Below are 12,694 nucleotides of genomic sequence, written 5' to 3'. Positions count from 1 at the left end.
TTTTGGGGGCTTTGATTCCGGGAAATTTTCTCGCCCCCAAACCGCCAATTTTGGGGGCTTTGATTCCGGGAAATTTTTGCGACTCATTTGACTATAGCAACCGCCCGGATTGTCGGAGGTTCCGACAATCCCTCAACCTCCCAATGATGGGGAGGTCAGAGTTGGCGGACGGTGGGAATTTCCAACGTCGAGACGGATTGACCCCTGAGAAATTGGCGGATATATTGGCCGACGATGACGGGCAATTCTTCCGGGAGGTTTTCCCCGCCGGCGTTGATGAAATGCAACTCGGATTTGGGGATGAGGGAGTTGTAAGTTTGGCTGACGGACTGGGCGATCGCATCATCGCGACTCCCCTGTAAGATCAGAACCGGAATCTTCAAAAAATCCAGGTGATCGTTGAGAAGTTCCGCCTTCAATTCTGGGGTGCGGCGGCGAAATAGAAATTCGCAGGAACTCGGCGATCGCAACATTTTTTCCCGCAGCTTAAAGCCGTCCGCGATCGCATCTCCCCGGCCCAACAAACGCAGGAACGGATGTGCCAATTTCAGCAAAAATGGAAAAATCGGCGGGTTAGCCGACAGCCAGCGCAGCCACCGCCATCGCCGTTGCAACCCTTCCACATTGACACCTTCCGGCGACAATAAAATTAACCCCTTCACCTTGTTCGGATATTTCAGGGCGTAACTGGCGGCAATCCATCCCCCGAGGGAGTGTCCGATTAAATCAACTTTCTCCAATTTTAAGGCGGCGACGTACTCCGCCAAATTTTCCACCCCCACCGCGATGGAATGGTGGATGTTGGCGGATTCGGACTCGCCGCAGCCGAGGCGGTCGGGCACACAACAATGGTACTCCGAAGCGAGTTCCTCGACAATCGGCAACCACTGGCTGCCATCCCGCCAGGACCCGTGCAAAAAAATGACATCGGGACCGGTCCCCACTTCCCGCCAGAAAATTTGTCCTTGGGATAATTTGACGCGAGAATGTCGCAGGGGTTCGGGGAGTTTGGACGGACTTTCAAACTCGGCGTAAGGAAAAGATCGATCGAACATAATCTTGCTGGGAGGTGCCGTGTAGATTGAATGGGATTAGATGCCCCGAGAAAAGACGTTTTCCCGAAAATACAGTCTCGGAAACTCAAAATCAGTAAAAAACCGATATTTCGGGATGAAATCCGGCTTTGAGAGGTTCCCGATCGCCCGATCGAAAAGGACTCGATCGAGATCGGGATTGGCCCAGTTTAAGCGATCGTCGTCCGTCCGTTCAAGTAGTCCCGGATCTGCCGTTCGTAGTCGTGGCTGAGGCGGTCCATCGGCAATGCGGCGGGTTCAAATGCCCGCACTTCTGCAATTTCTCGGGTATCCCGGATGTCAATTTTGCCGTCCACTTCCGCCGCCACCAGCACGCAAATGGAGTGCAGTCTCGGGTCGCGATCGCCGGCCGAGTACACCCCGACTAAACGCCGCAGTCGAATCAGTTCCAAACCCGTTTCTTCGATCAGTTCCCGCCGGACGGTGGTGGGAATATCCTCTCCCCAATCCACCATTCCCCCGGGCAGTGCCCACTTGCCGTTGTCTTTCCGTCGGACCAGGATAATCGTCCCGTCGGGCAAGATCGGAACGACGCTGACGCCGGTGACGGGGTGGCGAAAAATGATCCCCAAAACGGTCTGGCCGAACTGCCACCAACCTTTGATGCGGGTTAGCATCATGTTTGATATTTCTCCTTTATATTTGATCAGTTGAAAGCCCGTCAAGTTGCGGACAGGTCTTCCAGAATGGTCGTCGCGTGGGTGTCGGTTTTGACTTTCGGATAGATTTTCTGGATGAAGCCATCCCCATCAATTACGAAGGTTTTGCGGTAAATGCCCATAAATTCCCGCCCCATAAACTTTTTTAACCCATAACTGTCATAAAGAGCCGCAATTTTTCCATCTTCGTCGCACAGCAGGGGGAAGGGAAGGTCGTATTTGGCGACAAATTTCCGGTGGGATTTGGCATCGTCGGCACTTACGCCCAACACGATAATATCGCGGTTTTGGTAATCTTCGTGGCGATCGCGAAACCCGCAGGCTTCTTTGGTGCACCCGGGGGTATTGTCCCGGGGATAGAAATACAGGACGACGGTTTTTCCCCGAAATTGACCGAGTTGAACCGGGTTCCCTTCGGCATCGGGGAGGGTGAAATCGGGGGCGCGATCGCCGACATTTAGAGCCATCGGATTTGCAAAGGATTTGAAAAAACTGGGAGAACGCGGGGGCAACCTTCCGGATCGGCGATCGCCACCACCGTCCGATCATAATAACTGCCGCGGCCGTTTGTCACCGAAAATTCTCAAGCCCCGAGGGTCGAAGCCCAACCGTTGTGTGCTATCATTCACTAGCCCAAACGGTGCAGTCCACCATTTCGGGCCAATGCCGCCCGACCGGCCGCCCGAATGTCAGAATTGTACAGACGTTCAATTAGCTCCTCCACTTGTTGCCGTGTTACAAATGGGAACCTCTTTACTCCTGCGCTGGTTGCTCCCCAGTTTGGCGAGTGTATTTTTAATCGCATCTTCCGCCGAAGCTGCCCGAGTCCGCTCCTGGGAATTTGAAACCTCCCAAAACCGCCTGTCCTTCACCACCGATGGGGAGGTGCAACCCCAGGCACAACTGCTCTCCAACCCCACCCGCCTGGTGATCGACTTGCCCGGGACGACATTGGGTTCAGTCACCCGGCAGCGATCGCCGGGGGGCAACATCCGCGAAATCCGCTGGGAACAGGCTGACGCCGAAACCGCCCGCATCGTCGTCGAACTGGCCGACGGCTACACCCTCAACCCCAGCCTGGTGAGATTTCGGGGCATTTCGGCCAGGGAGTGGATGGTGCAGATCCCCCGCCCCCAGCGCACCCAAACCGCCCCAACTGCGGCTCCCCGGCCGGCTCCTCAACCCGTCTCTCAACCGGCTCGACAGACAGCCCAAAACACCGCCGCCCGCCCCGTCCCCGACTCGGCCGCCACCGTCCTCGAAGACGTGGAAGTGCGGGAGAATGGCATCGTGCTGCACACCAGCGGCCAGATGCCGCAGATCGAGTTCAAGCGATCGCAAGACGGAACCTGGATGACCGTGGACATTCTCGGCGCCAATCTGGGGTTGCGATCGAGTACCTACGGGCGCCAGGTCAACAAAGACGGCGTCAGTGTCAGCCAAGTCACTCAGCTTTCTTCCACCCCCCCCGTGGTGCGGGTGACCCTCAGTACCCCCAACGCCAACCAGAATTGGGAGGCCCGACCCGCCGCCGGAGGGGTGGCGATTTGGCCCCAGGGCGGCGTCCCCCCCGCCGTCCAGGTGAGTACGGGTCTGACCATCATCGAATCCATCGACCTGCAAAATCAAAATTACATCGTTGTCCAGGGCGACGGCCCCCTCAACTACACCCACGGCTGGGATTCGGAAACCGGAGCCTACGGCATCACCTTTTTCTCGGCCCGACTCGCCGACGGGGTACAATTGCCCCGGCGGGAGGTGGGCGGACCGATCATTTCCTCCCAGTTGCGCCAGGAAGATCCGGAAACGTTTACGGTCTTATTTCAACCGGCCACCCGGGTTCAGGTGGGGCAGATCACCCAAAATAGCCCCCAAGATCTCGCCCTGCCGATGGGCATCAACGTGGCATCCGTGACGCCGCCCCCCCCCAGCAATCCGGCACCTCCCCCGCCCCGCAACGACCCGCCCAGACCTCTATTGCCGCCCCGCCGAGATCCCCCCGCCAACCGATCGCCCCTGCCTTTCCCCCCCCGTCCCACGCCACAACCGCCGACGAACCGAATCCCCAACACCCGGGTCGTCGTCATTATCGACCCGGGACACGGGGGCAGCGATCCGGGCGCCGTCGGGGTCGGCGGCCTCCGGGAAAAGGATGTGGTATTCCCCATTTCCCAGCAGGTGGCGCAGATTTTGGAACAGAACGGCGTGCAGGCCGTGATGACCCGCCTCGACGATCGCACGGTGGAGTTGGAACCCCGGGTGGCGATGGCCAACCGCATGGGGGCTACCCTGTTCGTGAGCATCCACGCCAATGCCGCCTACCGCGCCGGGGCGACGGGGATCGAAACCTTCTACTACCAGAGCGGCTACAGCCTCGCTCAGTACATTCAAAACAGCATTTTGGCAAACTTCTCGATGACCAATCGGGGGGTGAAGCAGGCGCGATTTTATGTACTCAGAAATACCGCCATGCCGGCGGCTTTGGTGGAGGTGGGTTTTTTGACCAACAGCTACGATGCCAGCGTCCTCGCCGACCCGGGACAGCGCAGCCGCATGGCTCAGGCGATCGCCCAGGGTATCCTGCAATATATTAAGGCGGCGGGGTACTGATGTGAGGACGAAAGGCGATCGCGTGGGGGTGCCAAGTTTGCGCCCGACGATGCGATCGCTCCAAATCCCGTTCATTCGGACTCAAGATCGGTCAGGATTTGAGAGACGATCAATTTGATTGTGGGAAGATCTTGTCGAATGGTATCCCACAAAATTTGATAGTCGATCCCGAAGTATTGATGGATCATCTTATCGCGCATTCCAGCCATGCTGCGCCAAGGAACGGTCGGATAGCGATCGCGGATCGGTTGAGGAATGCTTTTAGTGGCTTCGCCAATAATTTCAATGGCGCGGGTGACGGCATAAAGGGTGCGTTTATCTTCTCGAAATTGTTCGTAAGTTAGGTCGGCGATAAACTCGTTTGCAATATCAATATTTTCGAGAATATCTTGCAGATAGTCGGTCGCGTCGCGAGTCATAGATATCGCACCTCGGCTAAAATTCGTTCGCCGATGCGGGGTTTGAGTCCGGTTTTCATCACCAGATCGACTTTCACCCCCAAGCGATCGCTCAGTCGGTTTTCCAGTTCGCAAAAAGTGAGAAGACCGAAGCGACGGTCGCGATCGAATTCGACCAAAAGATCGAGGTCGCTGTCGGGGGTTTGTTCGCCGCGCACGTAGGAACCGAACACGCCGATTTGGGTAATACCGTAGTTTTTTTTGAGTTCGGGCAGCGCTTCGTTTAAGCGTTCCAGAATCTGCTTCAGGGTGGGTGAAGGTGAGTTGGCGTTCACGAGCGATTGATTCCGTTCGAGATGGGCGATAAAATTTGATCTAGCGATGTGAAATGATGAGTGAAAACTACAGGGTAAGAGCCCCCAGGATTGGGGGTTTGGGGGCGCGACGATTTACAAATGGTTTCCGATTGCTATCTTTACAACCGCCCGGAAACCACTTCTTCCGCCAAGCCGAAAGATAAGGTCATCCCCGCGCCACTCAAACCATTGACGATGGTGACGTCCGGTTCGGGGCGGGCGATAAATTCCGTCTGTCCCGCCAGTTTCGCGTAGACGCCGTTCCAGGTTTCGGCGATGTCGGGGGAGGGGACGCGGACGAAGGTTTTTAAATAGTCCAAAATATGGTTATTGATTTCGGCGCGGTTGAACGGGTCGGGATTGAGTCCGTATTCGTGGGAGTCGCCGATGATTAATTCTCCTTTTGCATTTTGCGACATCATGACGTGAATTCCCCACCGAGGAAATTGGGGCGTTTCTCCCTTGATTCTCGCTTTCAATTCCGGCAAAGATCGGCAGTGGGCAAACGATTCATAATGGGTTAAAGTCAACCCCCCGCACAGGGCCGCACCGATGCGAAAACCGCCGGGTTGGGGGGCGGTTCGCATCATCTGCAATTTGACTTTCGTCAGGCCGCTGTCGGCGTAAATGTCGGGATAAAGGGTTTCAAAATCCGCGCCACTACAGAGGAAAATGCGATCGCCCTTCCAGACTTCTCCGCCGGCGACGACCCGGGCATCGGAAATCTCCGTGACGACCGTCCCGAAGTGAAATTTTACCCCGTATTTTTGATTGAGAAAACCGGGAATTTTGGCGATCGCTTCCCGAGGATCGACGATGATTTCCGTGGAACTCCACAACCCGGCCAGCAGCCCCTCCGTCCGCACCGCCGGACTCTTTTTTGCCACTTCATCGGGGGTCAATAGGGCGACGGTATCGGTTTTTTTACCCGCCGTTTCGACGAACTCTTCCAAGACGGCTTTTTCGTCGGGGCGGTAGGCGAGGTGGAGGGAACCGCAGGGATCTAAGGAAAATCCGGCTTGGCTTCCCACCTGCAACCAAATTTCTCTGGCTTTTAAGGCGCGATCGCGGCGTTCTCCCCGGGGTTGTCCGATCGGCCACAGCATCCCGAAGTTGCGGATCGATGCCCCAACTGCCTGCAAGTTGCGCTCGAAAACGACCACTTTAAACCCCCGTTTCGCCGCCGCCAAAGCGTGAGCTAAACCGACGATTCCGGCACCGATAACGATGACATCTGCGCGATTTTCAGCCATAATTTACAACCCCGAAATGATGTCTTTTAATTCCCACAAAGAATCGAGCAAGCCATGATTTGGATATCCTTGCAACTGTTCCCGGCTGTGGGTGCCGTTGGTGACGCCCAAAGATAACCGACAACTGGCATTCATTCCCGCCGCCAAGTCCGACGGCGTATCACCAATGACGATAACAGATTTCGGATCGCTGACGCCCACCTGATACATGGCTTTTTGGATCATGTAGGGGGCGGGGCGACCTTCTTGATTATAAATCTCCGAGGGGGTGACGGAAACCTGGATGGTGGATTCGTCGGAGCCGACATAGCGATCGCCCAATCCTTCATCCCAGCCCAGACGATTTAAAATGATATCAGTAACAGCTCGGTAAAATCCCGTATTCAACCCGATTTTAATTCCCCGAGATCTGAGCCAGTCAAACACCTCCAAACATCCTTCGGTGGGTTCCACGGGTTGCGTCCGGTAGTGATGTTCTAAAACTTGCTTGAAACGATGGTAGGACGCTTCGACGCGATCGCGATAGTCGGGATGGTCGCCGCCGATTTGTTGAGCCCACAGGGTTTCAAACACCCGGCGTTTCGTCCACCCCATCATGGAAACGATGCGATCGCTCTCTGCCTTGAGTTCGGTTTGTTTCGCTGCCTGGAAAAAGCAATCTTGAACTTCATTTTTATCTTTGACCGTCGTCCCCGCCATGTCGAAGACCGCCAGTTGAATGCCGGACATCTGAGTATTTAAAATAGCGTTTGTCAACAGCATAACATGGTGCGATTACCACCGGAGTTTAAAAAAAGATTAATTCCTTTGCTCGCTATAAAACGTAACCAAAACTCAAAACGAGGTTGAAATTTTGGTAAATTTATCCAATTTTTATTCTTCTTTGGAAGTCATTACAGTTCCTCTAATCCAGTCAATTACTTCCATTTTTATATCTTCTAAGGAATGAAAATTATAAATTACTAAGCTTGCGACTTTTTCCAACTCGCCTTTAACCTGATTCTCCGTCGAGTCCCATTCTAGATGCCGTTGATACTTGATCGAGTTTTCTTCTTCTCTTTTTAGCAATCGGGCTTCTCTTACCGTCTCGTCAACTTTGATAAAAATCAGATAAACTGCCACTGGAGCAGTTATTTCTCGTAAAGTATTGAGAACTTTGATATGCCGAATACCATCGATTATTACTGATTCTCTATGTGGCCAGTTGACCTGAGCCAGGACATCATAGCAAAATTGCTTTACATTTCGTTCTACCAAGTCAGCTCCAATCCTTTGCAAAAACTCTCGTGATTCCGGAAGTCCTCTCTGTCGGGCAACCAATCGAACGTAATCCCCAAAGCTGACGCGAGGCAAATTCAAATTTTCTGCAACTGCTTTCGAGATGGCAGTCTTACCACTGGCAATCCTTCCCGATAAAGCAATAATTATTGGTTCCATACTTCCTTAAGATTCAGTTCTAGCTGACCCGATGATTTGTGCAAGACGACCCAACCTCGGCGGTCGCGCTTGGTGAATTTAATTGGTTCTATAGCCTTTACATTGTTTACTCGCATTAGAGTTGCATAAGATGCAGCTTCTCGCGCCTTCCAAAATTCGGGATCTTGAGCGCATAGCGCTTGAGAAAATTCTTGTCGGATAGTGTGCCAAGATTGGGGATCGAGCTCATAAAACCAAACGTAAGAAATTTGGCAAATCCCCAAAATCGGACCGCTTGAGCGCTTCAGTAAAACAACATCACCCTTTTGAACTTTATTGTAAGGAGCAAAACGTCGGGTAGAAAATCTAGATTCCACTGTTTTCTTTCCCTCAAGAACAAACTGAAGATAAGGTTCTACAAAGATTGCCAGATGTAGTGAGAATGGAACCGCATCCTGAGACATCAATTGTTTCAAATAGTTTTCCCAAAAATTATCTCCTTGCACACCCAACAAGAGTTCATCAATCAGGGGCAAGAGCGAAGTTTGAATCATTCCAGCAATCTGCAAAGAGTAGGTTCTCCTTTTGTTCGGTGCTAATCAAGGTGAGAATTTGCTCAGTAGTTTCAGAGATGAGCTTCACTTCCTGAAGAGCCAGGGAGCGCCCCAGAAAGACTTTCACCGCCTCATAAGGCGAGAATCCATTCGATATCGCTTCAAGAATCTGCCAAAGTATACTTCTTCCGGAGCAACCGAAGATTCGATTTCCAGAAGTCCAGACATCAGCAAGCTTGCGATGTGGATCTCGACGGCTAACAGAAGTAAGTATATCATTGGGGACTACCGATTGCAGCCTCGGATCGACAAATTCTGTTTGTTGACAGGGACGAACCCGAATTTTAACGCCGAGAAGGTTTACCTCCAGCCAATCATGGTCCCGGATATCAATATTTGGGCGGGAGACGTTGGTCAGACGGGTTCGTGAAAAAATTGCTAAATTTCCATGACGCCAGCTTTCCCCGACGCTGGGGAGGCCGGCCGCTCTAAAAACGTTGCGTTCAAAAACTGGAGTTAGATATGAAAGCGCCAACTTCTCTAGTTGAACAAGCTGAAGCCCAAGATATTCGGCCCAAGCTACCGTGCTTTCCCACTCTCGTTCAATTCCGGGCCGGGTACCTACCGGAGGCAAGCAGACCAAAATATACCCATTCAGGCAGCAAAGCTGACTGGCAGCCCATAAAAATGATTTAATGTGTTCGGGATACCAGGGAGGATCTAACATTACAAAAGAAGCACATAAATCGGGCAAATCATCTTTCAACAAGTTGCATAGAATAACTTGAAAACCAGATGTTTCTAAGGTCAGGTAATTTGTCATGGTTAAATTTGCCTCCAGCAGTATCATTTGTCGCCGATAGGTCGTCCTCGTACCCGCTCGAAACAAACTGGGCGTGCCAAGTAATGCTACAGTCTCATTTGGTGCTGTAAACTTCTCAGAAATTTTTAGTATATAGTCCGCCGTTGCATCGGTAAATCGCCAGTCAAAATCGAGTGGATGCGGTAATGGCAACCCTGTTTGATAATCAGAGTAAGGTGGTTGACCGAACTCCCGTCTCGTTGGGTTAACTATTCGATTCAGCAGGTTTTGAGCTGTCGCCGAACTCTTACCAAGTTTCTGCAATGCTTTGAAGGTAAAAATTGGGTCAACGCTGGGAAGTGTCTTGAGAAAATGAATGATTGGTGGCGGATCGGGTTGATCTAGATACAGGTCAATCAACTGTGATGGACTGATCCAATCGGAGTATTTAGGATTGGCAGCAAGCAACTCAAATGGAACATAACAGTACCAACATCGCCAATTGCACGCCGCATTTTGAAAGACTTGTGCACGTATCATGTCAACTTTTGGCAATCCCAAAGCTTTACAGGCGGGGTCAATTGGCAGCGGGTTGGGTGGAAATAAATTGCCACTTCGCCTCTGGAAATGCCTGATTCGTCCGAATCCATGACAGTTAGAAGGCTCTGTAAAATCTTGTTCTTGATGAGTATTATGAAAATTTGTGATCAGGAGACGTTTATTAATGATGTCAGCAGATGCAGCTCGATAGTGTGCCGATAAAGTGTCTGTATTAATCGTCATTTGAGCGATCCTCACTTTTTTTTGATTTTTTTTTACGAATGGGTGGAATGTATTCACCACCCTCTGTCAGAAGTGGAAATCTCTCCCCGATGTAACGCATTCCCAGTTTGGTCAAGTAGTCAATTTCTGCTTCTGTCATATGGCGATCGCGAGGGATTCCGTACCAGTATTCAGCACATTTGCGACAACAAGATGCCGTCCCGTGTTGGGCAAAGTGAACGGCGTTGGGTTGATTTGAAGTTTCTCCCGGAGTTTGGCGACCGTCATATTTCCCTTCCGGCGGAGCAATGTACTTGCGAATCCGTTTTTCAATTGCTTCCTTCATTTTCACTGTTCCTTTTCTACGCGCATAATTTTGAACTTTTTCAGGAATTTCATTGGTCCAGTAGTGTTTTCTGATCAATTCGTTTTTGAGCGCCGCTACAATATACTCAATATCTCCAGAGTCGCATTTATGAATGCGTTCCCAATCAAAAGGAGCATCCACCTGACAAGAGCGACATTTTCCAGCCGAATTGTTGACCTTCTTTCTAAGATCAGGTTTAAAGCAGTGCAATCCATTCTTGCAATCCGAACTCGTACAAGTAATCTTTTTTTCACTTTCGAGCGATTTAATTCTGTCTTTTAAAGATCGCTTCTTAGACATAAATTTTATCACTCCTCATTATCAGATAGCGCTCGGAATAGAAGATTTCGATCCATTTCATTCAACTTTCCAAAGTCTACATATTCCAGAAATATATCTCGTGCAGTTTCCCAGATCTTTTCATCTCGAACTTGAAGATTATTAGCCGTCCCCCACCAATTAATCTTTTGGTCATCCATCAGCGACAAGCAAAAAGCCACATAATTGGCAAGTGCACCTGTGGAAACATTCTCCTGTTGTGCAATTTTTGGGACAACTCCTTTGAGCCTTGCTACATCATATTTTTCATTATTTTCTGCCTTTTCAAGGCACATCTCAAATAGTTGATAGGCACGGTTATCTAGAACAACGTCAGCAGCATACTCGCTGGCATCGACTTCCTCATCAGATTCTCGTCTTTCCTCGGACATGATATCCTCTTCTATGATTGTGCGTTCGCTCGATTCCGGTTCTTGTGCGGCGTGATACAGTTCGTGTAACAGATCAAACAGCCAACGGGCAATAAAAGGGGTTTGTTGCTTGAGAACAATTACGTTACGTCCATTCATACGCCAGAATGCACCGTGAAATGCACCCGAATCTTTAAGGGGCAGTACGGGTATGCCCAAACTCCAAACATAACGCAGTGCATTCTCAAAAGTTAGAGAGCCGTATGTAGAGAATATTGCATCTCGGATCTCAAGCGGGTCAGTGGGTATTGGTCGCTTCGGTAAGTCAGATGTAATTTCCAGTGTAAGAAGAGCCAAAAAATGAGCATAGACCGTATATGCACTCAGTCGCCGTTCGTTGGTTCTGGCACCTACCTTAAAACGGGCAGAACCGAGAGCCGCCGTACTCAACTGAAGAGGCTGGGAACCAAAGATATCCGCCCATGACCAACCGAAAACTCTTTTCAATGCGGCGACTGTATAGATCACTGAATTATCGGTATATTCATTGCTTTCTGAACGCGAATCTATAGCTCTCAAGGAAGGCAAAAAACGCCGAACAATTAATTTGCGATCAATGCCCGCTTCGCTCAAGCGATTCAACAAATTTCCGAGTGTAATCTGAGGCAGAAGAATATCTTCTCGAATCCGGACACCAAGCGCATGACTCACCTCTACTAACCGGGTAAAACTGGCAGAGGCGTATTCGGTTTCCTCATAGCGTTGGATTTGTTGCTCTTTCAAGCCAAGCCGTTGCGCCAAATCTTTTTGAGTCAAGCCGGCGGCAATGCGAGCTTTAATCAAGGCAGGTGGCAATTCTTCGAGGGAATTTAGCTCCAGCACTGCATATCGTCCCGCCTTCAATGCCTCATATTCTTCAACTTGAGTACGCAGTTCGGCAAGTTGAGCTTCGAGAGCTTCTCTTTCAGCTTTTCGCAACAAGGGATGAACCGATCGATCCTGTTGCGCATGAACCGACTGTTGTGCTAAAGCATCTGAAAATTTCTCAACTTGCGCCTTTGTAATTCGATATTGCCGCTCGTTTTTGATCATGACCATATCTCCCGCAGTTTTAGGGCAACAATGCCTTTATGGTTTCCGGTCGTCTTATCAATTTGAAAAAACTCTAAGAATACTTTCCCACTTCCGCCTTCGATGACTTGAGTCGGAAAAAATTTGCCACGATATTTCAACTTCTGAGCATCCCAACCGCCTTTGTCTACTTTCAACAAAAGTGGGGCAAGTTGCTTAAGTTGATCGCCATCTACTCCAGTGGTATCCCAACAAACGTCAAAGTCATCTGGATGCTCCCTCGATGTTACAAAACTGCCATCGACATACACCATCTGGCATCTAGCTTGTCGCAGTACCCCTAGGGCAGACTTCATTCCCAAGAGAAGACTCTGCCGATGGGAGGTTTGTCCGAACCGCGAGGCAAACTCTTGCCATGTGTCTGCCACATGAATTCCAGGTGGTAGTAGTCCGTTCTCGTCAAAAGTAGGGAGCATGACACAACGAAAAGTTTGTGTTACCATGCTACTATTGGTAACACAACAATTTTGTTTTGTCAATGACGACATCGGTTGCCTCACGCAAAATCTGCATCAGAGCCGATTGCTCAAGTCGCCGAAATCCACTGCTGGCAAAGGATTTAGGCTTCTTACGATTTCATTTATAAATCGGCTCTCAAAGGGG

The 12,694-nt window shown here is 50.7% G+C and carries 14 protein-coding genes; 1 reads left to right on the top strand and 13 read right to left on the bottom strand.

Going from position 1 to position 12,694, the window contains the following annotated elements:
* Positions 1–155: 155 nt before the first annotated feature.
* The 3 genes from LKE08_RS19115 to bcp form a co-directional block, all read right to left on the bottom strand.
* Positions 156–1,055, bottom strand: a complete 900-nt coding sequence (locus tag LKE08_RS19115; RefSeq protein WP_324705844.1) for an alpha/beta hydrolase — start codon at positions 1,053–1,055, stop codon at positions 156–158.
* 188 nt (positions 1,056–1,243) lie between these two features.
* Positions 1,244–1,711, bottom strand: a complete 468-nt coding sequence (locus LKE08_RS19110; protein ID WP_324705847.1) for an NUDIX hydrolase — start codon at positions 1,709–1,711, stop codon at positions 1,244–1,246.
* Between the two features lie 44 nt (positions 1,712–1,755).
* Positions 1,756–2,220, bottom strand: coding sequence for a thioredoxin-dependent thiol peroxidase (bcp, locus tag LKE08_RS19105; protein ID WP_324705843.1), 465 nt, complete (start codon positions 2,218–2,220; stop codon positions 1,756–1,758).
* Positions 2,221–2,494: 274 nt separating this feature from the next.
* Here bcp and LKE08_RS19100 point away from each other — a divergent pair, with 274 nt between their 5' ends.
* Entirely contained in the window at positions 2,495–4,363 is a 1,869-nt protein-coding gene (locus tag LKE08_RS19100; protein WP_324705842.1) for an N-acetylmuramoyl-L-alanine amidase, read from the top strand.
* Between the two features lie 71 nt (positions 4,364–4,434).
* Here the strand turns inward: LKE08_RS19100 and LKE08_RS19095 are convergent, their stop codons facing one another.
* From LKE08_RS19095 to LKE08_RS29330, 10 genes are all read right to left on the bottom strand, one after another.
* Positions 4,435–4,782, bottom strand: a complete 348-nt coding sequence (locus tag LKE08_RS19095) for a DUF86 domain-containing protein (RefSeq protein ID WP_324705841.1) — start codon at positions 4,780–4,782, stop codon at positions 4,435–4,437.
* Positions 4,779–5,096 carry a nucleotidyltransferase family protein gene (locus tag LKE08_RS19090; RefSeq protein ID WP_324705840.1) on the bottom strand — a complete coding sequence of 106 codons (318 nt, stop codon included), beginning with the start codon at positions 5,094–5,096 and terminating at the stop codon, positions 4,779–4,781. Before LKE08_RS19090 ends, LKE08_RS19095 begins: the two co-directional genes overlap by 4 nt.
* A 140-nt stretch (positions 5,097–5,236) precedes the next feature.
* The gene (locus LKE08_RS19085) at positions 5,237–6,370 is read right to left on the bottom strand and encodes a TIGR03364 family FAD-dependent oxidoreductase (protein ID WP_324705839.1); all 1,134 of its coding nucleotides are present in this window, start codon (positions 6,368–6,370) and stop codon (positions 5,237–5,239) included.
* Between the two features lie 3 nt (positions 6,371–6,373).
* Positions 6,374–7,132: an HAD family hydrolase gene (locus LKE08_RS19080; RefSeq protein ID WP_324705838.1), complete on the bottom strand. Its 759-nt coding sequence runs from the start codon at positions 7,130–7,132 to the stop codon at positions 6,374–6,376.
* Between the two features lie 111 nt (positions 7,133–7,243).
* Positions 7,244–7,807: an AAA family ATPase gene (locus LKE08_RS19075; RefSeq protein ID WP_324705837.1), complete on the bottom strand. Its 564-nt coding sequence runs from the start codon at positions 7,805–7,807 to the stop codon at positions 7,244–7,246.
* Complete coding sequence (locus tag LKE08_RS19070) at positions 7,795–8,340, bottom strand: ASCH domain-containing protein (protein ID WP_324705836.1); 546 nt, start codon at positions 8,338–8,340, stop codon at positions 7,795–7,797. The genes LKE08_RS19075 and LKE08_RS19070 overlap by 13 nt, the downstream gene beginning before the upstream one ends.
* Complete coding sequence (locus tag LKE08_RS19065; protein WP_324705835.1) at positions 8,309–9,925, bottom strand: hypothetical protein; 1,617 nt, start codon at positions 9,923–9,925, stop codon at positions 8,309–8,311. The genes LKE08_RS19070 and LKE08_RS19065 overlap by 32 nt, the downstream gene beginning before the upstream one ends.
* The gene (locus tag LKE08_RS19060) at positions 9,915–10,571 is read right to left on the bottom strand and encodes a DUF4186 family protein (protein ID WP_324705834.1); all 657 of its coding nucleotides are present in this window, start codon (positions 10,569–10,571) and stop codon (positions 9,915–9,917) included. The genes LKE08_RS19065 and LKE08_RS19060 overlap by 11 nt, the downstream gene beginning before the upstream one ends.
* An 8-nt stretch (positions 10,572–10,579) precedes the next feature.
* The gene (locus tag LKE08_RS19055; RefSeq protein ID WP_324705833.1) at positions 10,580–12,052 is read right to left on the bottom strand and encodes a helix-turn-helix domain-containing protein; all 1,473 of its coding nucleotides are present in this window, start codon (positions 12,050–12,052) and stop codon (positions 10,580–10,582) included.
* Entirely contained in the window at positions 12,049–12,507 is a 459-nt protein-coding gene (locus tag LKE08_RS29330) for a hypothetical protein (RefSeq protein WP_375341442.1), read from the bottom strand. Before LKE08_RS29330 ends, LKE08_RS19055 begins: the two co-directional genes overlap by 4 nt.
* Positions 12,508–12,694 lie beyond the last annotated feature (187 nt).

Source organism: Lyngbya sp. CCY1209 (assembly GCF_035615495.1).
Lineage (GTDB): Bacteria > Cyanobacteriota > Cyanobacteriia > Cyanobacteriales > Microcoleaceae > Limnospira.
The sequence above is the reverse complement of the archived record's forward strand: the minus strand, read 5'-3'. Positions and strand labels throughout refer to the sequence as shown.

Coding starts and splice junctions, on each gene's coding strand:
- LKE08_RS19115 (WP_324705844.1), bottom strand. CDS start 1,055: ATGTTCGATCGATCTTTTCCTTACGCCGAGTTTGAAAGTCCGTCCAAA.
- LKE08_RS19110 (WP_324705847.1), bottom strand. CDS start 1,711: ATGCTAACCCGCATCAAAGGTTGGTGGCAGTTCGGCCAGACCGTTTTG.
- bcp (WP_324705843.1), bottom strand. CDS start 2,220: ATGGCTCTAAATGTCGGCGATCGCGCCCCCGATTTCACCCTCCCCGAT.
- LKE08_RS19100 (WP_324705842.1), top strand. CDS start 2,495: ATGGGAACCTCTTTACTCCTGCGCTGGTTGCTCCCCAGTTTGGCGAGT.
- LKE08_RS19095 (WP_324705841.1), bottom strand. CDS start 4,782: ATGACTCGCGACGCGACCGACTATCTGCAAGATATTCTCGAAAATATT.
- LKE08_RS19085 (WP_324705839.1), bottom strand. CDS start 6,370: ATGGCTGAAAATCGCGCAGATGTCATCGTTATCGGTGCCGGAATCGTC.
- LKE08_RS19080 (WP_324705838.1), bottom strand. CDS start 7,132: ATGCTGTTGACAAACGCTATTTTAAATACTCAGATGTCCGGCATTCAA.
- LKE08_RS19075 (WP_324705837.1), bottom strand. CDS start 7,807: ATGGAACCAATAATTATTGCTTTATCGGGAAGGATTGCCAGTGGTAAG.
- LKE08_RS19070 (WP_324705836.1), bottom strand. CDS start 8,340: ATGATTCAAACTTCGCTCTTGCCCCTGATTGATGAACTCTTGTTGGGT.
- LKE08_RS19065 (WP_324705835.1), bottom strand. CDS start 9,925: ATGACGATTAATACAGACACTTTATCGGCACACTATCGAGCTGCATCT.
- LKE08_RS19060 (WP_324705834.1), bottom strand. CDS start 10,571: ATGTCTAAGAAGCGATCTTTAAAAGACAGAATTAAATCGCTCGAAAGT.
- LKE08_RS19055 (WP_324705833.1), bottom strand. CDS start 12,052: ATGATCAAAAACGAGCGGCAATATCGAATTACAAAGGCGCAAGTTGAG.
- LKE08_RS29330 (WP_375341442.1), bottom strand. CDS start 12,507: ATGCTCCCTACTTTTGACGAGAACGGACTACTACCACCTGGAATTCAT.